At 74.9% G+C, this 20814-nt stretch carries 19 protein-coding genes and 1 tRNA gene; 7 read left to right on the forward strand and 13 right to left on the reverse strand.

The annotated features are described in order from the left end of the window. Nucleotides 1–389 precede the first annotated feature (389 nt). Nucleotides 390–1136: an SAM-dependent methyltransferase gene (locus ACIBPB_RS13360; RefSeq protein ID WP_357320429.1), complete on the reverse strand. Its 747-nt coding sequence runs from the start codon at nt 1134–1136 to the stop codon at nt 390–392. A 120-nt stretch (nt 1137–1256) separates the two neighbouring features. On the opposite strand from ACIBPB_RS13360, the gene ACIBPB_RS13365 reads away from it, so the two are divergent. The 3 genes from ACIBPB_RS13365 to ACIBPB_RS13375 all read left to right on the forward strand — a co-directional run bounded on the left by ACIBPB_RS13365 (nt 1257) and on the right by ACIBPB_RS13375 (nt 2884). Continuing rightward, nucleotides 1257–2138 carry a universal stress protein gene (locus ACIBPB_RS13365; protein WP_396839844.1) on the forward strand — a complete coding sequence of 294 codons (882 nt, stop codon included), beginning with the start codon at nt 1257–1259 and terminating at the stop codon, nt 2136–2138. A gap of 63 nt (nt 2139–2201) precedes the next feature. After that, nucleotides 2202–2411 (forward strand): phosphatidylethanolamine-binding protein, encoded by a 210-nt coding sequence (locus tag ACIBPB_RS13370; RefSeq protein ID WP_091306867.1) that lies wholly within the window; start codon nt 2202–2204, stop codon nt 2409–2411. Then, nucleotides 2408–2884 (forward strand): hypothetical protein, encoded by a 477-nt coding sequence (locus ACIBPB_RS13375; protein WP_396839845.1) that lies wholly within the window; start codon nt 2408–2410, stop codon nt 2882–2884. The genes ACIBPB_RS13370 and ACIBPB_RS13375 overlap by 4 nt, the downstream gene beginning before the upstream one ends. Here the strand turns inward: ACIBPB_RS13375 and ACIBPB_RS13380 are convergent. Next, nucleotides 2881–3099 carry a hypothetical protein gene (locus ACIBPB_RS13380; protein WP_396839846.1) on the reverse strand — a complete coding sequence of 73 codons (219 nt, stop codon included), beginning with the start codon at nt 3097–3099 and terminating at the stop codon, nt 2881–2883. The two genes, ACIBPB_RS13375 and ACIBPB_RS13380, sit on opposite strands and share 4 nt — an antisense overlap. Nucleotides 3100–3226: 127 nt before the next feature. Here ACIBPB_RS13380 and ACIBPB_RS13385 point away from each other — a divergent pair, with 127 nt between their 5' ends. Further along, nucleotides 3227–3883: a hypothetical protein gene (locus tag ACIBPB_RS13385; RefSeq protein WP_396839848.1), complete on the forward strand. Its 657-nt coding sequence runs from the start codon at nt 3227–3229 to the stop codon at nt 3881–3883. Nucleotides 3884–4028: 145 nt separating this feature from the next. Here ACIBPB_RS13385 and ACIBPB_RS13390 read toward each other — a convergent pair whose 3' ends face one another. From ACIBPB_RS13390 to fdh, 10 genes are all read right to left on the reverse strand, one after another. Continuing rightward, nucleotides 4029–4214: a hypothetical protein gene (locus ACIBPB_RS13390; RefSeq protein WP_396839849.1), complete on the reverse strand. Its 186-nt coding sequence runs from the start codon at nt 4212–4214 to the stop codon at nt 4029–4031. Nucleotides 4215–4284: 70 nt separating this feature from the next. Continuing rightward, the gene (locus tag ACIBPB_RS13395; protein WP_396839850.1) at nt 4285–5562 is read right to left on the reverse strand and encodes a hemolysin family protein; all 1278 of its coding nucleotides are present in this window, start codon (nt 5560–5562) and stop codon (nt 4285–4287) included. After that, nucleotides 5562–5759 carry a hypothetical protein gene (locus ACIBPB_RS13400; protein ID WP_396839851.1) on the reverse strand — a complete coding sequence of 66 codons (198 nt, stop codon included), beginning with the start codon at nt 5757–5759 and terminating at the stop codon, nt 5562–5564. Before ACIBPB_RS13400 ends, ACIBPB_RS13395 begins: the two co-directional genes overlap by 1 nt. A gap of 123 nt (nt 5760–5882) precedes the next feature. Next, the gene (selB, locus tag ACIBPB_RS13405; protein WP_396840102.1) at nt 5883–7646 is read right to left on the reverse strand and encodes a selenocysteine-specific translation elongation factor; all 1764 of its coding nucleotides are present in this window, start codon (nt 7644–7646) and stop codon (nt 5883–5885) included. Nucleotide 7647: 1 nt separating this feature from the next. Beyond that, the gene (selA, locus tag ACIBPB_RS13410; protein WP_396839852.1) at nt 7648–8940 is read right to left on the reverse strand and encodes an L-seryl-tRNA(Sec) selenium transferase; all 1293 of its coding nucleotides are present in this window, start codon (nt 8938–8940) and stop codon (nt 7648–7650) included. A gap of 20 nt (nt 8941–8960) precedes the next feature. After that, nucleotides 8961–9056: transfer RNA gene (locus tag ACIBPB_RS13415), tRNA-Sec, on the reverse strand. A gap of 59 nt (nt 9057–9115) precedes the next feature. Next, nucleotides 9116–10330, reverse strand: a complete 1215-nt coding sequence (locus ACIBPB_RS13420; RefSeq protein WP_396839853.1) for an OFA family MFS transporter — start codon at nt 10328–10330, stop codon at nt 9116–9118. A 118-nt stretch (nt 10331–10448) separates the two neighbouring features. Continuing rightward, nucleotides 10449–11762 (reverse strand): NrfD/PsrC family molybdoenzyme membrane anchor subunit, encoded by a 1314-nt coding sequence (gene nrfD, locus ACIBPB_RS13425; RefSeq protein WP_396839854.1) that lies wholly within the window; start codon nt 11760–11762, stop codon nt 10449–10451. Beyond that, nucleotides 11759–12802 (reverse strand): 4Fe-4S dicluster domain-containing protein, encoded by a 1044-nt coding sequence (locus ACIBPB_RS13430; RefSeq protein WP_396839856.1) that lies wholly within the window; start codon nt 12800–12802, stop codon nt 11759–11761. Before ACIBPB_RS13430 ends, nrfD begins: the two co-directional genes overlap by 4 nt. Then, a complete protein-coding gene (gene fdh, locus ACIBPB_RS13435) occupies nt 12799–16062 on the reverse strand; it encodes a formate dehydrogenase (protein ID WP_396839857.1) in 3264 nt (1087 codons plus the stop codon). The genes ACIBPB_RS13430 and fdh overlap by 4 nt, the downstream gene beginning before the upstream one ends. 713 nt (nt 16063–16775) lie before the next feature. Between fdh and ACIBPB_RS13440 the strand changes: the two genes are divergently transcribed. Together ACIBPB_RS13440 and ACIBPB_RS13445 are read left to right on the forward strand one after the other, a co-directional pair. Beyond that, a complete protein-coding gene (locus tag ACIBPB_RS13440; protein WP_396839858.1) occupies nt 16776–17102 on the forward strand; it encodes a hypothetical protein in 327 nt (108 codons plus the stop codon). Then, the gene (locus tag ACIBPB_RS13445; protein ID WP_396839859.1) at nt 17099–17752 is read left to right on the forward strand and encodes a nucleotidyl transferase AbiEii/AbiGii toxin family protein; all 654 of its coding nucleotides are present in this window, start codon (nt 17099–17101) and stop codon (nt 17750–17752) included. The genes ACIBPB_RS13440 and ACIBPB_RS13445 overlap by 4 nt, the downstream gene beginning before the upstream one ends. Before the next feature lie 127 nt (nt 17753–17879). Here the strand turns inward: ACIBPB_RS13445 and ACIBPB_RS13450 are convergent, their stop codons facing one another. Further along, complete coding sequence (locus tag ACIBPB_RS13450; protein WP_396839860.1) at nt 17880–18782, reverse strand: SDR family oxidoreductase; 903 nt, start codon at nt 18780–18782, stop codon at nt 17880–17882. Nucleotides 18783–19000: 218 nt separating this feature from the next. On the opposite strand from ACIBPB_RS13450, the gene ACIBPB_RS13455 reads away from it, so the two are divergent. Continuing rightward, on the forward strand, nt 19001–20800 hold the full coding sequence (locus ACIBPB_RS13455) for a bifunctional metallophosphatase/5'-nucleotidase (RefSeq protein ID WP_396839861.1): 1800 nt from the start codon (nt 19001–19003) through the stop codon (nt 20798–20800). Nucleotides 20801–20814: the final 14 nt, after the last annotated feature.

The following is a 20814-nucleotide window of genomic DNA, read 5'->3' on the forward strand; positions in this document are numbered from 1 at the left end:
AGGCCCACCCGGCCCGCGACGCACCGGCTCCGCCGACCGGCGACACCTGCCGTCCCGATCGGAGCGACGCGACCGCACCCAACGGTCAAGTTCCGTGGACCGGACCAGCGCCACAGCCCGGACCAGCGCCACAGCCCGGCCCCGACCAACGTCACAGCCCGGACCAGCGCCATGGCCCGAAGCAGCGTCGACCGGAGCAACGCCGACCGGAGCAACGCCGACCGGAGCAGCGCCACGGCCCGGAGCAGCGCGGCACCCCGGGCCGCGACGACGGGCGCGGACCGGATCGGCCGGACCGGAGCAGCGCGCGCCGGCGCGGAGCCGGCGAGCCGCCGGGACGCGGGCGGCCCCGGCGGGGACGGCGACGGTGCGCGGCGAGGGTCGGGCGCTCAGCCGGCCGGCTTGGCGGCCACCGCGCCGTAGAACGCGTCGGGCACCGCCTCGGGCACGCCGTCCGGCCGCCACCGGGCCACCGGCACGATGCCATCGGCCGTGGGCCGCCACCGCCCGAGCAGCGGCGCGAACGCCGCCGGCGGCCGCATCCGGAACGCCGGCCCCATCATGGCCAGCGCCTCCGGGTGCCCGGCCAGCTCCTCGCTGTCGAAGTCGACGGCCAGGAAGCTGCCCGGCGCGACCGCCTCGTACAGCTCGTCCAGGGTGCGGGCCAGGGTGGCGTCGTCGAGGAACGCGGCCAGGCCGAGGAAGACCACCCCGACCGGCCGCCGGCCCCACCCCGGCACGAAGCGGTGCAGCTGGGCCGGGTCGATGGTGCCGACGTCGGTGGCGTCGCCGAAGCCGTAGCCGGCCCGGTCGTGCCCGGCGAGCAGGCGCTGGCCGAGCCGGATGGTGACCGGGTCGACGTCGGTGTAGAGCACGGTGGCGTCCGGGGCCACCTCGTGCACGTTGCCCCGGGTCGGCACGCCGGCCCCGAAGACCAGGAAACCGTCCACCCCGGCCGCGGCGATCGACCCGACCGCGCGGCCCAGGAAGGCCCGCAGCGAGCGGAAGATCGCGGCGCACGGCCCGTACGCGCCCTCGAACGCGCGGGCCGCCGCGACGTCGACCGGAAAGTGGTGCTCGCCGCCGAGCCAGTAATCGATCATGCGAGCGGTGCTCGGCTGGTCGGGCTCGGCCATCGACGAGGCTCCCTTCCTCCGGCGATGGCGCCAGCGTACCGAGGCAGCGGCTGCGGCGGTATCGGCCCGACGCCACCGGCGGCCCGCGATACTGGCCGCGGGCGGGTGAGGGGGTACCGGGTGAACGCGGCGAACGGCGCGGCCGTCGTGGTCGGTGTGGACGGCTCCGAGCCGGCCCTACGGGCCGTGCGCCTCGCGGCCGAGGAGGCGCGGCGGCGGCACCGGCCGCTGCGGGTGGTCCACGGGTTCATCTGGCCGCTGCTGCGCGTACCCGTGGCACCGGCCGCGGGCGGGCCACCCGGCGGCGGCCTGCGGCACCAGGCGCAGGAGCTGGTCGCCGCGGCGGTCGCGGAGGCCGAGCGGGTGGCGCCCGGGCTGCGCGTCTCCGGGGAGATCATCGACGGGCAGGCGGCGGCGGTGCTGGTCGGCGAGTCCTCCACCGCCGCCATGATCGTGCTCGGTGACCGCGGCCTCGGTGGGTTCGCCGCCCTGGTGCTCGGCTCCGTCGCCGTGCAGGTCGCCGCGTACGCCGGCTGCCCGGTGCTGGTGGCGCGGGGCACGCCCCGCCCGAGCGGTCCGGTGGTGGTCGGGGTGGACGGTTCGACGCTGTCCCGGGCCGCGGTCGAGTTCGCCGCCGAGGAGGCCGCGGTGCGGGGCGCCCGGCTGCACGCCGTGCACGCCTACACCCACCCGCGCTCCAGCGGTCCCGGCGACATGCAGCCGCTGGTCTACGAGGAGGGGCAGCTGCGCGGCGAGGAGGACCGGATCCTCACCGCCCCGCTGGCCGGGGTCGCCGAACGCCACCCGGGGGTGCCGGTGACCCGCGAGGTGGTCCACGGGCGACCGGTCGCCGTGCTCACCGAGGCCTCCCGCACGGCCCAGCTGATCGTGGTCGGCGCGCAGGGCCGGGGCGAGCTGATCGGCCTGCTCCTCGGGTCGGTCAGCCAGGGCGTGCTGCACCACGCCGACTGCCCCGTGGTGGTGGTCCGCTCCGCCGACTGAACGGTTGGCGCCGCGCCCGGCGGGTAGACGGTCGGGACGCCACAGCGACCGGAGGAGGCAGGGATGCCAGGACCACGGCCGGGCAGTAACGCCTACGACAAGGAACGGGCGCGGCTACGCGATCTGATCGAACAGTCCGGCCGCGCGGCCGACCAGGAGGCGAACCAGGTCGCGAACCGGATCCTGCAGGACGATCGCGGCCAGCGGGGCGTCGTGCGGGGCGAACGCACGTTCGGCCCCAAGGGCGAGCGCGAACCGGGCGATCCGAAGTGAGGTCGGCCCCGGTGGTCGACGGCGCCATCGCCGGCGCCGTCGGCAGCGCCGCCCTGGACATCGTCAGCTACCTGGACATGGTGCTGCGGGCCCGACCGGCGAGCCACGTACCGGACGAGACCGCCGGCCGGCTCGCCGAGACGGCCCACGTCAACCTGGGTTCCGAGCCGCAGGCGGCCAACCGCCGCTCCGGGCTCGGGGCCCTGTTCGGCTACGCCACCGGCATCGCCGCCGGTGCCGCCTTCGGCCTGCTGGCCGCCCGGCGGCGGATCCCGCTGCCGGTCGCGGCGGGGCTGCTCGGCGGCGGGGTGATGGCCACCACCGACGGTTCGATCGCCGCGCTGGGCATCAGCGACCCGCGGACCTGGCGGCGCAGCGACTGGCTGTCCGATCTGGTGCCGCACCTGGCGTACGGGATGGCGACCGCGGCCACCCTGCGGAGGCTGCGGTCGCCGTCGCGGCGGGGCGGTTAGCCCCGCCGCGTGCTCTCGTCGTCGGCCACCGGCTCACCCGCCGGCCCGTACGGCGACACCTGGCCCTTGGGCACCGGCCGGCCGGTGTCGGCGTTCGAGGTGCCGCCCTTGCCGTGCGGCCCCCTGCTTCCGGCCTGCGGAATGAGCTCCCGGCTGTCCTGGCTGGTCGCGCCCTTGTCGCTGCGGCGCAGTTCCTCCTGCTGCGGCTTGACCACAGGTCTCTCCTTCCGGTGGCGCGCACGGCGTGGGCCGCGCACCCGGTCTGCGTACCCGCCGCCGCCCGGCGCATTCGGGCCCGGCCCGGGGGCGTCTGGTCCGGCCCGGGGCGGGTACCCCCAGCGGATGCCAGACGATCGGAACGTGGCGCGGGTGCTGCTGGACCGGCAGGGCCGCACGTACGCCGAGGAGGCCGGGATCTCCCTGGCCGACCGGCCCGCCCCGCTGTACCAACTGCTGGTGCTGAGCACCCTGCTGAGCACCCGGATCCGGGCCGCGGTGGCGCTGGCCGCGGCGCGGGAGCTCTTCGCCGCCGGCTACCGCACCCCGCAGGCCATGGAGGCGGCGACCTGGCAGGACCGGGTGGACGCGCTGGGCCGTGGCCACTACCGGCGCTACGACGAGCGGACCGCCACCATGCTCGGCACCGGCGCCCGGCTCTGCCTGGACCGCTGGCACGGCGACCTGCGCCGGATGCACAAGGAGTCCGACGGCGACCGGGCGGCGCTGCGCCGGCTGCTCACCGAGTTCCCCGGCATCGGCCCCACCGGCGCGGACATCTTCCTGCGCGAGGTCCAGTCCGTCTGGCCGGACGTGCGCCCGTACGCCGACCGGCGGGCCCTGGCCGGGGCGCGGCGGCTGGGTCTGCCGGCCAACCCGGGCGGCCTGGCCGGGCTGGTCCGCGAGGCGGACTTCGGCCGCCTGGCGTCGGCGCTGGTGCGGGTGGCGCTCGGCGAGGAGTCGGCCGGGGAGATCAGCCGCAGCGCCGCCGCGGCCCGCTGAGCCCGACCCGCGCTACCTGGCCCGGGCGACGCGGTCCGCTCAGCCCGCCGCAGTCCGCTCAGCCCGCCGCGGCCCGCTCAGCCCGCTCAGCCCGCGCTTCCTGGCCGGACCGGTGCCACGGGCCGCTTGAGGCCGCTTCCGTGCGCTACTTGGCCGGGCCGGGCTTGGTCAGGTTCCAGGCCAGCGCGGCGGCCAGCAGGGCCAGCAGCACCACGCCTCCGGAGACGCCGCCGCCCTCTCCCCCGCTGGAGCGGTGGCCGGTGGCCCCGAAGTAGATGACCGCCAGGCCGGCGAGCACCGCGATGAACATCCGCATTCCTCGGTCCCTCACGTCCCGGACGGTACGACCGTTACCCACCAGTTCGGGGCGTTTCGCGGCGGATTCCCCCGTCCGAGGGGTGTCACCGCATCGGGCAGCCGACCGCGGGACCGCGCAGCCGGACCCGGCGGATCGCCCGATCGGCCACCTCCACCACCTCCGCGCTGAGCCCGGGCAGCCGCACCGTCTCCCCCGGCCCGGTGGGGACCCGGCCCAGGCCGGCCAGGACCAGCCCGGCGACGGTGGTGTACTCGCGGGACAGCGGGAAGGTCAGCCGCACCCCCGCCTCGGGCAGGTCGTGCAGCGGGAAGTCACCGGGGAGCAACAGCGCCCCGTCCGGCTCGCGGACCGCCTGCCGGACGTCCCGGTCGGCCTCGTCGTACAGCTCGCCGACCACCTCCTCGAGCAGGTCCTCCATGGTGACCAGGCCGTCGATGCCGCCGTACTCGTCGACGACCAGGGCCAGCTGTTCGTGGCGCTGCCGCAGGTGACGCATCGCGTCGGCGACCGGCAGGGTGCCCGGCAGCAGCACCGGAGGGCGGGCCCGCTGCGCCACGGTGGTCCCGTCGGCGTCCACCAGGTCCCGGATGTGCACCACCCCGCATACGTCGTCCAGGCCGCCGGCGCCGGCCACCGGCGCCCGGGACCGGCCCGCCGCCGCCAGCCGGCGCATCGCCTCGGTCGCCGGCAGCGACGCGTCCAGCACCGTCACGTCCCGGCGGGTCACCAGGATCTCCCGTAGCGTGCGGCCGGCGATGTCGAAGGCCCCGGACAGGATCTCCCGCTGCTGCGCCGACAACCCACGCTGGCCGACCAGCATCTCCCGCAACTCCTCCTCGGTGACCTCCTGCCGGCTGGCCCGGGGGTCCCCGCCGGCCAGCCGGACCAGCAGGTCGGTGGACCTGCTGAGCAGCCACACCGCGGGGCGGGACAGCCGGGCCAGCAGATCCAGTGGCCCGGCGCTGAGCAGCGCCCACCGTTCCGCCGCCTGCATGGCCAGCCGCTTCGGGGCCAACTCCCCGACCACCAGGGTGACGAAGGTCAGCACCACGGTCACCAGCAGCACGGCGACCGGGTGGGCCACCCCGCCGAGGAAGCCCAGCGGGCCGACCAGCGGCTGCGCCAGCGACACCGCGGCGGCCGCCGAGGCGAGGAAACCCGCCAGCGTGATGCCGAGCTGGATGGTGGCCAGGTAGCGGTTCGGTTCCCGGGACAGCCGGGCCAGCACCGCGCCGGCTCGGCCGGTGCGGCCCAGCCGGCGCAACTGCCCCTCGCGCAACGTCACCAGCGCCATCTCGGCGCCGGAGAGCGCCGCGTTGACCAGCACCAGCACCGCCACCAGTGCCAGCTGCCCGGCCATCAGTCGGTCTCCAGGTCGTCGAGGGAGATCGCGTGGGTCATCAGCCACCGGGCCAGCGCGGACATCCCGAACAGCCACAGCGGCGCCGACTCGGTCGTGCCGTTCGTGGCGAAGATGGCGAACCGCAGGTCCGGTGCCCGGTAGGCCTCGATCCGCCACCGGTGCTGCTTGTCCCGCCAGACCGCGGAAGGGTCCATGCCGTCACGGTAGGTGACCGCACGCCACGCCGGTGCCGCTTGGCCCAGCCGCCGCGCGGTACCGCCGCAACCGGGCGGACCACGGCCGCAGGACCGCCGGACAGCCGGCCCGCGCGGCGGCGGTCAGCCGGGCGGGGCGACCACCTCGCGGGCGTCGTCCGGCAGCCGGCGGGTGGCGCCGCGGTGGTCCAGCAGCTCCAGCAGCGGCACGGCCACCCGCCGGGTGGTCGCCAGGGCCTGCCGGGCGGCGCTCAGGGTGAACGGCTGCGGCAGCCGCGCCAGCACCCGGACCGCGTCGTCCAGGGCGCCCGGCAGCAACACCACGTTGTCGGCGAGCCTGAGCAGGGCGCCGGCCCGCACGGCGGCGCCGATCTCCCGGGGGCCGAGGCCCAGGTCGGCCAGGTGGTGCGCCTCCGGGGCGACGAACGGGCGGTCGCCGTACTCGGCGCGGACCCGCTCGACCGCGCGGGCGACCGGTTCGGGCAGCGCGTCGACCGGGGCGGCGCTGACCCGACCGGACCGCACCCGCAGCGGCGGCCGGACCAGCGCCTCGACCAGGGCCCGCTCCGGCAGGTCGAGGCGCCGGCGCAGCACGTCCACCGGCACGCCCGCCTCCAGCGGGTGCGCGCGGGCGTACCGGGCCACCTCCGCGACGAGCCGCACCCCGAGGTCCCGCCAGTGCTCGGGGTCGGCCAGCCAGTCCCCCACCACCGGGGCCGCGGTGACCGGCACCCCCATCCGGGTCAGCGCGCCGGCCCGCACCAGGCGCCGGCGGCGCAGCTCGCCGGCCGGGTCGGGGCGGCCGTCCAGGCCGGCGAGCACCCCGGCCCGGGCGGCCGCCGCGCCGCGCCGGCGCAGCGGCGGCGGGTCCACGTCCAGCACGGTCACCCCGCCGGCGACGTGCCGCCGGCCCGGGTCGCGCAGCGCCGCCCGGTCGCCGATGAGCAGCGGCAACGGGCGGGCCAGCCGCAGCCGTACGGTGTCCGGCCCGAGCGGCCGGACCCACACCGGTACGGCGGCCGACCCGACGTGCAGGGTCAGGCTCGCCGGCAGGTCGGCGGTCGGATCACCCGCCAGGCGCACGTCGATCAGGTCGGTGGTGTGGAAGCGGCCCGGGGTGAGCAGGGCGTCGCCGCGGGCCACCCGGTCCCGGGGCACCCCGCGCAGGTTCACCGCCACCCGGGACACCGCGCTCACCTCGTCCCGGGCGGCGTTGAGCGCGTGCAGGCCCCGGACCCGCACCGGCTCGCCGGTGGCGGCGAGCTCCAACTGGTCACCGACGCGCACCCGGCCGCCGCCGAGGGTGCCGGTGACCACCGTGCCGCTGCCCCGGATGGTGAACGAGCGGTCCACCCAGAGCCGCACCGGCGCGTCCGGCGCCGGGTCGGGCAGCCGGGCGCCCAGCCGGTCCAGGGCGGCACGCAGCTCCGGCAGGCCGGCGCCGGTCGCGCCGCTGACCGCCACGGCCTCCACCTCGCCGAGCGAGCTGGCCGCGATCTCCGCGCGGGCCCGGGCCAGCGCCGGCCCCGGATCGGCCAGGTCCGCGCGGGTCACCGCGAGCAGCCCGTACGACACCCCGAGCGCGTCCAGCGCGGCCAGGTGCTCGGCGGACTGCGGCATCCACCCCTCGTCGGCGGCGACCACCACCAGCGCGGCCGGGACCGGGCCGACGCCGGCGAGCATGTTCGGCACGAACCGTTCGTGGCCCGGCACGTCGACGAACGCGACCGTGCCACCGGAGGGCAGGGTGGTCCAGGCGAACCCGAGGTCGATGGTCATGCCCCGGCGGCGTTCCTCCGCCCACCGGTCCGGCTCCATCCCGGTCAGCGCCCGCACCAGGGTGGACTTGCCGTGGTCGACGTGCCCGGCGGTGGCCACCACCCACACGTCAACCACCGACCCGCAGGATCGCGGCGCGGACCCGCTCGTCGGCGTCGACCGGCACGCAGCGCAGGTCGAGCAGGAGCCGGCCGTGCAGCACCCGGCCGAGGATCGGCGGGACGCCGGTGCGCAGCGGCTCGGCGTACCGCTCTGGCAGGCTCAACGCCCATGAGTCCAGCGCCACCCCCGGCGCGCCACCGCCGCCGACGACCGCGGCGCTGGGCACCACCTCGGCCTTGCAGCCGTCCTCGCCGAGCCGGTCGCGCAGCCGCTCGGTGCGCTCCCGCAGCACCGCCGGGTCGGCGTGCAGCGCCTCGCCGGTCGGGGTGCTCGGCCCGTGCAGGGTGGCGGCGAGCGCGGCCAGGGTGAGCTTGTCGACCCGCACCGCCCGCGCCAGCGGGTGCCGGCGCAGCCGGTCCACCAGGTCGGCCGCGCCGAGCAGCAGACCGGCCTGCGGGCCGCCGAGCAGCTTGTCGCCGCTGGCGGTGACCAGGTGCGCGCCGGCGCGCAGGGTGCTGGCGGCGTCCGGCTCGTCGGGCAGCAGCGGGTCGGGGACGAGCAGCCCCGAGCCGATGTCGACCACCACCGGCACGCCGAGCGTGGCCAGCTCGCGGACCTCGACGGCGGAGGTGAAGCCGCTGACCACGAAGTTCGACGGGTGCACCTTGAGCACGAAGCCGGTCCGCGGGCCGATGGCGGCGGCGTAGTCGGCGCGCGCGGTGCGGTTGGTGGTGCCCACCTCGCGCAGCCGGGCTCCGGTGCTGGCCAGCAGGTCGGGCAGGCGGAAGCCGTCGCCGATCTCGACCAGCTCGCCGCGGCTGACCACGATCTCCCGCCCGGCGGCCAGGGCGGTGGCGGCCAGCACCAGCGCGGCCGCGCCGTTGTTGACCACGTGCACGGCCGCGGCGGCGGGCACCGCGGCGGCGAGCGCGTCGAGGGCGTCCCGGCCGCGCCGGGCCCGCCGCCCGGTGCGCAGGTCCAGCTCCACGTCGGTGTGCCCGGCCGCGGCGACGAGTGCCTCGACGGCGGCGGCCGACAGCGCGGCCCGGCCCAGGTTGGTGTGCAGCACGACGCCGGTGGCGTTGAGCACCGCCCGGGGAGCCGGCGCGGGCAGCCCGGCCAGCGCGGCGTCGCGTACCTCGTCGGGGCCGATCTCACCGCGGCGGGCCCGCTGCTGGGCGGCGACGATCGCGGCCTTGACCCGGTCGCGGCCGAGCGTGTCGACGGCGGCGGCCAGCCCCGGGTCGGCGAGCAGCGCGTCGGTGCGCGGCACGCGCCGCCGCGGGTCGACGTCACGCATCGGGTCTCCCAGGAACGGTTTGGCGGAGACGGACGGGAATCGAACCCGCCTGGCCCGGGTCCCGGACCACACCGGTTTTGAAGACCGGGAGGGGCACCAGCCGCCTGAACGCCTCCACCCCGCACTTAACCACATGCGATCTGCGGCCGCCCGGGGAGCACCGGACCCGCCCCGATCAGGGCCCGGGAGTCTGGAAGTGCGGTCGGGGCTCGCCGGCGGCGGTGGGCAGGCGGGTGACCGGCGGGAGCACCAGCGCGACGAAGGCGAGGATGCCGATCACCGTGAAGGGCAGCGTGTAGCTCTTGCCGCTGGCGTCGTAGAGCAGCGCGGTCAACAGTGGACCCACCACGCCGCCGATGCTCCACGCCACGATCATCGCCCCGTAGATGGCGCCGGCGTTCGGGGTGCCGAAGTAGTCGGCGGCGGTCGCCGGCATGGTGCCGAAGCCGCCACCGTAGGCAAGGTAGACCAGCGCCGCGAGGACGGCGAAGAGCCAGAACGCGGACGCGTGCGGCAGGATCAGGAAGCAGACGCCCTGCAGGGCGAGCATGCCGATGAACGCCGGCATCCGGCCGACCCGGTCGGACAGCCACGCCCAGGCCACCCGCCCGCCGCCGTTGAACAGGCCGAGGACGCCGACCAGGCCGGCGGCGGTCGCGGCACTCACCCCGGCCACCGCCTGGGCCGCGTCGGCGGCCTGCGAGATCAGCGCGATGCCGCAGGTCACGTTGAGGGTGAGGATCAGCGTGAGCAGGTACCACTGCCGGGTCCGCAGCGCCTCGCCGAACCGGTAGACCCGGGTGCCGGCCACCGCCCGGCCACCGACCGCCGGGGTGTAGCCCGGTACCTGGTAGCCGGCCGGCGGGTCCCGGAAGAACGACGCCCCCAGCAGCACCGCCACCAGGTAGGCGATGCCCAGCGGCAGGAAGACGCTGGTCTTGTGGTCGGTGCCGGCCAGCAACGCCTTCGCCACCGGCGCGGTGATCACCGCGCCGAAGCCGAAGCCGGCCACCGCGATGCCGGTGATCAGGCCGCGCCGGTCGGGGAACCACTTGCTGAGCATGGCGATCGGGGTGATGTACGCGGCGCCCAGCCCGATGCCGCCCAACACACCGTAGGTGAGCAGCAGCAGCCACAGCTGGTCGCCCGAGGACACCAGCGAGGCGAGCATGGTCCCCACGGCGTAGAGGATCCCGCCGCCCAGCGCCACCGGCCGTGGCCCCCGCCGGTCCTGGATGCGCCCGCCGATCAGGCTGCCGATGAAGATGGTCCCGATCGCCACCTCGAACGGCAGCACCACCTCGGCCTTGCTCCACCCGAACTCGGCCTGCAACGGCTTGTTGAACACGCTCCAGGCGTAGACGGCGCCCAGCGCGAGCTGGACGAGCACGGCCGCGACCACGAGCCCCCAACGGCCCCGGGTCGGTGGTCGATTCCCCCGCGGGTTCGCGGCTGTTGTGGCCATGAGCGGTACCCCCGTCGGCTCATGGGCCCGGCGCCCCTCCCGGCTATCCCCCGCCGGAGCCGGCGCCCGACCCGCTGTGTGGATCCTGGCTGTCCCGTTCCCGCACCCGCTCCCGCTGCGGCACCACCGTGTACTTCGGGTCCCGCGCCGAGGCGACCCCGCCGTGGAAGATGCCGAACCGGGTGCACACCGACGCGGCCAGCAGCGCGCCGCCGGCGAGGGCGGACAACGCCCGGCTGCGCCGGCCTACCAGCGCGCCGGCCAGCCCGGCCGCGGTCAGCGCCCGGCCGGCGCGCAGCAGCCTGCCGGCGGTGCCGACGGCGTAGGGCTCGCTGAGCAGACCGAGCCGGTTCTCCACCCGGTGCGAACCCCACAGCTCCAGGGCCGCGCCCGCGACGGCCATCCGCCGCGCCGGGCCGGCCTGGGTGGTCGGCGCGGCGAGCAGTCCCACCCCGGCGCCGCTGGCCAGCGCGCTGCCGGCGAAGATGGCCGGCAGTTCCGGGTACGCCTCGTGCCACGACGGCACCGCCGTGTCGGCCAGCAGCACCCCGGTGTACGTGGCCAGGGCCGGCGCGGTCACCGCGGCGGCCAGCCCGGCGGCCCGCCCGGCCGGCGGCAGCAGCCGGCGGCCGAGCCCGAGCAGCCCCCGCTCGGGCAGCAGCGGGGCGGCCTCGGCGACCGCCGCGACACCGGCGGCCGGCCCGAAGGCGGTGAGGATCCAGGTGCCCACCGACATCGGCGAGGTCAGCTTCGCCACCCGCAGCATGTGGTGGAACCGGCTCGGCCGGCCGAGGTCGTGGATCAGGAAGTACGCGCTGGCGCTGACCGCCGCCAGGGCGGTGACCCGGCCGGCGCGGCGCAACGCCGGCCGGCCGGTGAGCTGGCCGCCCGCCGCCAGCAGCGACGACCCGGCCGCCAGGCCGCCGGTGAACAGGTACGCGGCGATGTCCCACCGCCACACCGGCGCCTTGAGGACCGGGCGGCCGTAGTAGGAGGTGAACTCGGCCGGCGGCACGTTGACCTGCTCCCCGCCACCCCGGCCGCCCCGACGCCGGCGGGACGACCCGGCCGGCGGCACGTCCCGGGGTCGGCGCGGGGCGAGCCCGGCGTCGTGCGCGCCGGCGTCCGTGCGGGCCGCCCCCGCGCCGGTGCCGGTGGCCGCGGTCGGTTCGACGTCCCCGGCGCCCGGTTGCCCGGCGTGCCGGCCCTGGGCGGCCAGGACCGGGCCGGCGGGCGAGGTCATCTTGGGACCGTGGCCGGCGTGCCGGCCCGGGCCGCCGAGCCGCTCCGGGCCCTCGGCGGCGAGCCGCTCCCGGAAGCGGCGGAACAGCTCACCCACCGGACGATCCGGACTCACGACGACCCTCCCACGAACGCGGCGACGGCCGCCGCCGCCATGGCCAGCGCGGCCAACCCGGCCCGCTTCCACATCTTCGGCAGGTCCCGGGTGGTCACCACCGGGTCCGGCGGCAGGCCGTACACCTCGGGCTCGTCGAGCAGCAGGAAGAACGCGCCGTCGCCGCCCACGCCGTCGGTGGGGTCGTGGCCGTACAGCCGGGCCTCCGGCACCCCCCGCTCGTGCAGCGCGGCGACCCGCTGCGCGGCGCGTTCCCGCAGCTCGTCCACCGGGCCGAACTGGATGGACTCGGTCGGGCAGGCCTGCGCGCAGGCGGGGGTCTGCCCGGCCCCGAGCCGGTCGTAGCAGAGCGTGCACTTCCACGCCCGGCCGTCGTCCTTGCGCTGGTCGATCACCCCGTACGGGCAGGCGGAGATGCAGTAGCCGCAGCCGTTGCAGATGTCCTCCTGCACCACCACCGTGCCGAACTCGGTGCGGAACAGCGAGCCGGTCGGGCAGACGTCCAGGCAGGCGGCATGGGTGCAGTGCTTGCAGACGTCCGACATCATCAGCCAGCGGAAGTCGGTGCGCGACTCCGGGCCGGTGCCCCGGCCGGGCGGCTGCGCTCCGGGCATGCCGAGGAACTCGGGGCCGGCGGCCATCCGCGCGGCGGCCGCCGGCTGACCGGTGGGCAGGCCGGGCGTCGTACCGGTGTCGGTCCCGGTCCCGGCGGCCACCGCGGCGCTCGCCGGGCTGACCGCCTCGCCGGTCGGGTTGCCCGCGAAGGGCGGGGTGCGGTGCCCGGCCGGGCGGGGCTGCTCGATGAAGGCGACGTGCCGCCACGAGTTGGCGGTCAGCGCGCCGGTGTTGTCGTAGGACATGCCGAGCAGGTCGAAGCCCGAGTCCGGGACGCCGTTCCACTCCTTGCAGGCGACCTCGCAGGCCTTGCAACCGATGCAGACGCTGGTGTCGGTGAAGAAGCCCAGCCGCGGCGGGGCGTCGACCCAGCCGGCCTCCGGCGCCGGGTCGAGCGGGCCGGACAGGCTGTTGGCCTCGATCATCGGCCCTCCCGTTCGGGCGCGTCGGTGGTGACGATCGGCGGGCTGCCCCCGGTCAGCCCGGCCCGGCGCCGGTAGTCGTCCACCAGCTCCAGCAGGGCCGCCCCGGTCGGGCGGCGGCCGGGCCGGATGTCGCAGGTGCCGACCTTGCTCTCCTGGATCAGCACGTTCGGGTCCAGGGTGATGCCGAACAGGTCGTTGACCGAGTCGCCGGTGACGATGCCCTCCCGACCGAAGTGGTACGGCAGCCACACCTGGTGCACCACCCGCCCGTCCAGGCGCAGCGGGGTGAGCCGGTCGGTGACCAGCACCCGGGCCTCGATCGCCGCCCGGCCGCTGATCAGGTGCGCCCAGCCCAGGTGGTCCAGGCCCAGCTCGCCCGCCAGCTCCGGGGAGACCTCGACGAACATCTCCGGCTGGAGCTCGGCCAGCCGCGACACCATCCGGCTCATCCCGCCGGCCGTGTGGTGCTCGGTGAGCCGGCTGACCGTGAACACGTACGGGAAGACGTCGGTGTGCGACTGCGGCGGGCTCGGGTTGACCGAGTTCACCGGATGGTCGTAGACCTTGCGGGTCGGGTTGGCCTGCTGCCCGTACAGCGGGTTGCGGATCGGCGACTCGGCCGGCTCGTAGTGCGTCGGCAGCGGCCCGTCCTGCAGCCCGCTGGGCACGTACAGCCAGCCCTTCCCGTCGCCCTGCATGATGAACGCGTCGTCGCCGGCCAGCCCCTGCACGCCGCTGGCCCCCTCCGGCGGCCGGTACGTGGGCGGCTTCTTCTTCTCGAAGTCCGGCACGTCGTAGCCGGTCCACTCGGCCCGGTCGGCGTCCCACCACACGTACTTCTTCCGCTCGCTCCACGGCCGGCCGTCCGGGTCGGCGGAGGCGCGGTTGTAGAGGATGCGGCGGTTGGCCGGCCAGGCCCAGCCCCACTCGGCGGCCACCCAGTCCTGGTCGTGCCGGGACTTGCGCCGGGCGGCCTGGTTGACCCCGTCGGCGTACACGCCGGTGTAGATCCAGCAGCCGACCGCGGTGGAGCCGTCGTCCTTGGCCTCGGTGAACGCCGACAGCGGGCGGCCGGTGGCCACCTCGTACCCGTTGATCTCCTTCAGCACGGCCTCCGCGCTCGGCTCGGCGAGCTCGCCGTGCGTGGGGTAGTCCCAGGCGAGGTCGAGCACCGCGCGGTCCCGGTGCTGGTCCGAGGCGGCCAGCTTCTCCCGGATGATCCGCCCCAGGTGGAAGAAGAACCACAGCTCGGAGCGGGCGTCCGCCGGCGGGTCGAGCGCCTTCTCCCGCCACTGCAGCAGCCGCTGGGTCTGGGTGAAGGTGCCCTCCTTCTCCACGTGCGAGGCCGCCGGGATGAAGAAGACCTCGGTCCGGCACTCCTCCGGCACGATCTCGCCGGTCTCCACCTCGGGGCTGTTCTGCCAGAACGTCGCGCTCTCGATCATGAACAGGTCGCGGACGACCAGCCAGTCCAGGTTGGCCATGCCCAGCCGCTGCGCCTTGCCGTGCGCCGAACCGACCGCCGGGTTCTGGCCGAGCAGGAAGTAGCCCTTGACCTTGCCGTCGATCATGTTCAGCACCGTCTGGTACGTCCCGTGGTCGCCGGTCATCCGGGGCAGGTAGCCGTAGCAGAAGTCGTTCTCCGGCGTCGCCGCGTCCCCCCAGTACGCCTTGAGCAGGCTCGCCCCAAACGCCCGCGCGCCGGACCAGAAGCCCTTCTGCCCGGGGTGCCGGATGGCGTCCACCCAGTCGGTGAACGTCGTGTGGTGCGTGCAGTGCGGCATCGGCAGGTAGCCGGGCAGCAGGTTGAACAGCGTCGGGATGTCCGTGGAGCCCTGGATGCTGGCGTGCCCGCGCAGGGCCAGCACCCCGCCACCCGGCCGGCCCATGTTGCCCAGCAGCAACTGGATGATCGCGCCGGTGCGGATGTACTGCACGCCCACGCTGTGCTGGGTCCAGCCCACCGAGTAGATCAGCACCCCGGTGCGTTCCCGGCCGGAGTTCTCCGTCCAGGCGCGGGCCAGCTCGAGGAACTTCTCCCGCGGGATGCCGCAGGTCCGCTCCACCATCTCCGGGGTGTAGCGGGCGAAGTGCCGCTTGAGGAGCTGGTAGACGCAGCGCGGGTGCTGCAACGTCTCGTCCCGCTGCACCTGAGCGCCGACCGGGATGCCGTGCGACTCGTGGCGCAGGCCCGCCGCGACGTCCCGCTCCTCGTGGGCGGCGCGGTAGCCGGTGGTCTCCTCCTGGCCGGCGTACTGCCAGCTGCGCTGGTTGTACGCCTGCGTCCCCGGGTCGTAGCCGGAGAAGAAGCCGTCCAGGTCCTCGGTGTCGGCGAACTCCTCAGTCACGATCGTCGCGGCGTTGGTGTAGGCCAGCACGTACTCCCGGAAGTCCAGCTCGTTGTCCAGGATGTAGCGCACGATGCCGCCCAGCAGCGCGATGTCGGTGCCGGCCCGGATCGGCAGGTACGTGTCGGCGAGCGCGCTGGTGCGGGTGAACCGGGGGTCGACGTGGAAGACCTTGGCCCCCCGCAGCTTGGCCTCCATCACCCACTGGAAACCCACCGGGTGGGCCTCGGCCATGTTCGAGCCCTGGATGATGACGACGTCAGCGTTGGCGACATCCTGTTGGAAGACCGTCGCGCCACCGCGACCGAAGCTGGTCCCCAGACCGGGGACGGTGGCGGAGTGTCAAATCCGCGCCTGGTTCTCGATCTGCAGTGCGCCGAGCGCCGTGAAGAGCTTCTTGATCAGGTAGTTCTCTTCGTTGTCCAGGGTGGCGCCGCCCAGGCTGGCGATGCCCAGGGTGCGGTTCAGCGGCCGCCCGTCCTCGTCGGCGTCCTCCCAGGTGGCCTCGCGGGCCGCGATCACCCGGTCGGCGATCATGTCCAGCGCCGTGTCGAGGTCGAGGTCCTCCCACTCGGTCGCGTACGGCCGGCGGTAGCGGACCGTGGTCTGCCGCAGCGGGCTGGTGACCAGGTTCTTGCTGGCCGAGCCCTTCGGGCAGAGCCGGCCGCGGGAGATCGGGCTGTCCGGGTCGCCCTCGATCTGGGTGACCTGGCCGTCCTTGACGAAGACCCGCTGCCCGCAGCCCACCGCGCAGTACGGGCAGACCGAGCGGGCCATGTGGTCGGCGGTCTCGGTGCGCGCGGTCAGGGCCGCCGAGCGGGCCGACTGCGCCGCCGCGCCCCGGCCGAGCGGGTCGGTGCCGGTGAGCTGCCGGTAGACCGGCCACCCCTGGATGAAGGTCTTCACACCCATCCCGGAACACCCCCTCCCGGCTACGGAAGCTGACATTTGCACCCTAGGCCAGCGCCGGCCGGCCCGCGACCCGAGCGGCGATACCTGCCCCGAACCGGCACGGCCGCCCGGGCTGGCGGCCCTGTGGGGCTGGCACTGCCCTCGCTCGGCTGGCACTGCCCTCGCTCGGCTGGCACTGCACCGCCGCTGGGCGTCGGTGTGCAGGTCGCCTCTCGGCGAGTGGCGCGACGCGGCTCCAGCCGGACGGTATTCCGCGAAGGCAAATTAGGTGAGGCCCGGGGACACTGGTCACACCGACGCTCTGCACAACGGTACGGGGTCCGTTCCTCTTCCGCTGGCATCCCGTGACGGCGGTCACCGTGGCGCTGCCGACCGTTTCCGCCGTCACGGTGCCACCCGACCACGCACCCCCGGAACCGGACAGACCGGACAGGGCCGCCCGGTGTGCCGGGCTGCCGGCTCGGTCGGTGGAACGCCATGGAGGTCTCCGGCCGCCGGAGACAGCAATGACGTTCCACTCACCGCCGGAAACCCGGGCCGGCGACCGCAACCACCCACCGTCACCGAGGCACTCCGGCCGCGGACGAGGGTCGGGCGGGCACGGCAGGCACTAGCGCAACCACCCAGGCGCCCCACGCCGGGAAGCCGGGCCGGCGGCCCGGACGGCCACGACGTGCGTCGGGAAAACGACGGGTAGGGGTTACCCTGACACCATGTCGGCCGTCACCACCGCGCACCTCGCCCGTCCCGGGCGTCCCGCCGTGGTGCCCCGCACCCTGGCCGAGCTGACCGGCCCGACCCGCGGCGTCGTGGAGCTGCCGGTGCGGCTGATGTGGAGCAGCGAGCGGGTCTTCGACCTGGCCGACCCGGACGACCTGCTCTGGATGTACGAGAACGTGCTGCGCGAGACCAACCGGGTCGACGACCTGCGGACCCTGGTCAACGGCCGGACGCTGCGCCGGGTGTGGCGGCGGCTGAACCTGCCCCGGGGCGTCCGCCTGGCCTGGGAGAGCCGGCACCGGGGTCTGCGTACCGGGTGACCCACCTGCACGACTTCTACCGCGAGGTGGCCCGGGTGGCGCTGGCCGCCGCCGGCCCGCACCGCTTCGTGCTCGGCGGCGGGGTGGCCTGGGCGGCGCACGGCCTGGTCACCCGCCCCACCGAGGACGTGGACCTCTTCGCCGACGTGGAGGGGGCCGCCGCCGCGGCGGCGGCCGGCGTGCGGGCCGCCCTGGAGCGGGCCGGCTACCAGGTGGTGGACGCCGATCCGGACAGCGAGCTGGGCGAGCTCTTCGACGGCTTCGACCGGGACATGCGGGACTTCGTGGTCAGCCGGGACGGGCGGCAGATCCGGCTGAGCCTGGCCCGGCTCGACCGCTACCGCAGCCCGGTGGTGATGGACCTCGGCCCGGTGATGGACGTCCGCGACCTGATCGCCAACAAGACCGCCGCCCTGGTCAACCGGCGGGAGGTACGCGACTACATCGACGTCTCCGCCGCGCTGGACCGGTACGCGGTGGCGGACCTGCTGGAGCTGGCCCGCCAGGTGGATCCGGCGCTGGACCTCGAGGACGTCCGGGCGGCGGGCCGCTACCTGGACACGGTCCCGGACCGCCGGTTCACCCGGTACGGCCTGGACGCCGCCCGGATCGCCGAGGTGCGCCACCGGATGGCCGCCTGGCCCCGCTGACCGGCGGTCCAGGCCGACCGGGCCGGACCGCCGGTAGCCGGACCGCCGGTAGCCGGACCGCCGGTAGCCGGACCGCCGGTAGCCGGACCGCCGGTAGCCGGCCAGGCGCCGCTGGCCGGGCGACGGCTCACCGGGTCAGTTTGCCGCCGGTGACGCCGAGGATCTCCCCGGTGACGTAGCTGGACTCCTGGGAGGCGAAGAAGACGTACGCCGGGGCCAGCTCGGCGGGCTGCCCGGGGCGGCCCAGCGGGGTGTCGGTGCCGAACTGCTTCACCTTCTCCGTCGGCATGGTGGCGGGGATCAGCGGGGTCCAGATCGGGCCGGGCGCCACCGCGTTGACCCGGATGCCCCGGTCGGCCAGGTCCAGCGCGAGGGCCTTGGTGAAGTTGGCGATGCCGGCCTTGGTGGTGGCGTAGTCGAGCAGCTGCGGCGACGGGTTGAACGCCTGGACCGAGGTGGTGTTGATGATGGTCGACCCGTCCTTCAGGTGCGGCAGCGCCATCTTGCAGAGCCAGAACATGGCGTACACGTTGGTCTTGAAGACCCGGTCGAACTGTTCGGTGCTGATCCCCGCGAGGCCCTCGTCCTGCGACATCTGGAACGCCGCGTTGTTGACCAGGATGTCGATGCCGCCCAGGTCGGCCAGCGCCCGGTCGATCAGGTTCCGGCAGTTCGCCTCCTCCCGTACGTCGCAGCGGACCGCGACGCCCTTGCGGCCGGCCTGCTCGACGAGGCGCACCGTCTCCCGGGCGTCGGCCTCCTCCTCGTCGCCGAGATAGGAGATGAGCACGTCGGCGCCCTCGCGGGCGAAGGCGATGGCGACCGCCCGGCCGATCCCCGAGTCACCGCCGGTGATCACCGCGCGCTTGCCGGAGAGCCGGTCGCTGCCCCGGTACGACTCCTCGCCGTGGTCCGGTTTCGGGCCCATCTCCTGCTCCGAGCCGGGCGCGGACTGCTGCTGCGGCGGCTGACCCTGCTGCTGGCCGTACTGCTCGGTGGGGTCCTGGGGGGTGTACTGGTCCTCGCTCACCGGGGTCTCCTTCGTGCCTGGCTGCGGTGTGTCGGCACTGGCCCTACCCCGCGACCGGGTCGGGAAACGACCGGCCGGGGACCGGCGTGTTACACCGGGTGACCCGCCGGCGCTGGTGGAGTGAAACACCTCGGGGCGAGGTGGCGCCGGTGACCAGCGGTCGTTATGGTGCGCAACGGCGCCCACGAGGCGCATCGACCCCCATGGAAAGGCACGTCATGACCTCCTCCTCCGGCGCCTCGCGCCGCCAGGTGCTGGCCGTCGCGGCCGCCGCCGCGACCGCGCCCCTGCTCGCCGGCGCTCCCGCCCGGGCCGCCGGGGCGACCGCCAACGGGCCGAAGACCTGGGACCTGACCGTCCTGGGCACCTCGGACACCCACGGCAACGTCTACAACTGGGACTACTACCGCGACGCCGAGTACGACGACAGCAAGCAGAACGACGTCGGCGTCGCCAAGCTGGCCACCCTGGTCAACCAGATCCGCGCGGAGCGCAAGGGCAAGGCCACCCTGGTGCTGGACGCCGGCGACACCATCCAGGGCACCCCGCTGGCCACTTACTACGCCAAGCAGGAGCCGATCACCGCCAGCGGTGAGACGCACCCGATGGCCAACGCCATGAACGTGCTCAAGTACGACGCGGTCACCCTCGGCAACCACGAGTTCAACTACGGCCTGCCGCTGCTGGCCACCTGGATCAGCCAGCTCGGCTTCCCGGCGCTGGCCGCCAACGCGATCAACGAGAAGACCGGCAAGCCGGCCTTCCTGCCGTACGTGATCAAGGAGGTCCGGCTCGGCGGGCACGGCGCGCCGAAGCTGAAGGTCGGCATCCTCGGCCTGACCAACCCGGGCGTGGCCATCTGGGACCGGGCCAACGTCGAGGGCCGGCTCGTCTTCGCCGACATGATCGAGACCGCCGCCACCTGGGTGCCGGTCATGCGCGAGCGCGGCGCCGACCTGGTCATCATCTCCGCGCACGGCGGCGACAGCGGCACCTCCAGCTACGGTCCGGAACTGCCGAACGAGAACCCGGTCGCGCTGATCGCCGAGCAGGTCCCGGGCATCGACGCGATCCTCTTCGGCCACGCCCACAACGAGGTGCCGGAGAAGTTCGTCACGAACAAGGCCACCGGCGAGCAGGTGCTCACCTCGGAGCCGTCCAAGTGGGGCCAGCGCCTGACCCGGATGGACTTCACCCTGACCCGGGTCAAGGGCCGCTGGCAGGTGGTCGCCAAGTCGGCCACCACGCTGAACACCAACACCGTGGTCGAGGACCCGGTGGTGCTCGCGGCCGTGCGCGGCCAGCACGCCAAGACCGTCGAGTACGTCAACACCGTCGTCGCGCAGTCGGTGGAGGAGCTGTCCACCGTCGAGTCGCGGTACCGGGACACCCCGATTCTGGACTTCATCAACCACGTCCAGGCCGAGGTGGTCGCCGCGGCGCTCGCCGGCACCGCGTACGCCGACCTGCCGGTGCTGTCGCAGGCCTCGCCGTTCAGCCGGACCGCGGTCTTCCCGGCCGGCGACGTGCGGATCCGCGACGTGGCCGGGCTCTACGTCTACGACAACACCCTGGAGGCGGTCGTGATGACCGGCGCCGAGGTGAAGGCGTACCTGGAGTACTCGGCGAAGTACTTCAAGACGTGGGCCGTCGGGCAGACCATCGACCTGGCGAACATCAACGACCCGAACGTCCCGGACTACAACTACGACGTCATCTCCGGGCTCGACTACGACATCGACATCGCCAAGCCGGTCGGCCAGCGGATCACCCGCCTGGTCCTGCCGGGCACCGACACCCCGGTCCCCGCGGACGCGCAGTTCGTGGTGGCGGTGAACAACTACCGGCGCAGCGGCGGCGGCAACTTCCCCGGCATCGTGAAGACCCAGGTCTACAACCAGCAGCAGGAAATCCGCCAGCTGCTGATCGACTGGGCGCAGGCCAAGGGCGAGATCCGGCCGAAGGACTTCTACGTGCCGAACTGGAAGCTGGTCCGCGAGGGCGTACCGGTCTTCTGATCCAGCCAGCGTCG

This window comes from Micromonospora sp. NPDC049836 (genome assembly GCF_044465125.1).
GTDB lineage: Bacteria > Actinomycetota > Actinomycetes > Mycobacteriales > Micromonosporaceae > Micromonospora.

Coding starts and splice junctions, on each gene's coding strand:
- ACIBPB_RS13360 (WP_357320429.1), bottom strand. CDS start 1,136: ATGGCCGAGCCCGACCAGCCGAGCACCGCTCGCATGATCGATTACTGG.
- ACIBPB_RS13370 (WP_091306867.1), top strand. CDS start 2,202: ATGCCAGGACCACGGCCGGGCAGTAACGCCTACGACAAGGAACGGGCG.
- ACIBPB_RS13385 (WP_396839848.1), top strand. CDS start 3,227: ATGCCAGACGATCGGAACGTGGCGCGGGTGCTGCTGGACCGGCAGGGC.
- ACIBPB_RS13395 (WP_396839850.1), bottom strand. CDS start 5,562: ATGGCCGGGCAGCTGGCACTGGTGGCGGTGCTGGTGCTGGTCAACGCG.
- ACIBPB_RS13400 (WP_396839851.1), bottom strand. CDS start 5,759: ATGGACCCTTCCGCGGTCTGGCGGGACAAGCAGCACCGGTGGCGGATC.
- selA (WP_396839852.1), bottom strand. CDS start 8,940: ATGCGTGACGTCGACCCGCGGCGGCGCGTGCCGCGCACCGACGCGCTG.
- ACIBPB_RS13430 (WP_396839856.1), bottom strand. CDS start 12,802: ATGATCGAGGCCAACAGCCTGTCCGGCCCGCTCGACCCGGCGCCGGAG.
- ACIBPB_RS13440 (WP_396839858.1), top strand. CDS start 16,776: ATGTCGGCCGTCACCACCGCGCACCTCGCCCGTCCCGGGCGTCCCGCC.
- ACIBPB_RS13455 (WP_396839861.1), top strand. CDS start 19,001: ATGACCTCCTCCTCCGGCGCCTCGCGCCGCCAGGTGCTGGCCGTCGCG.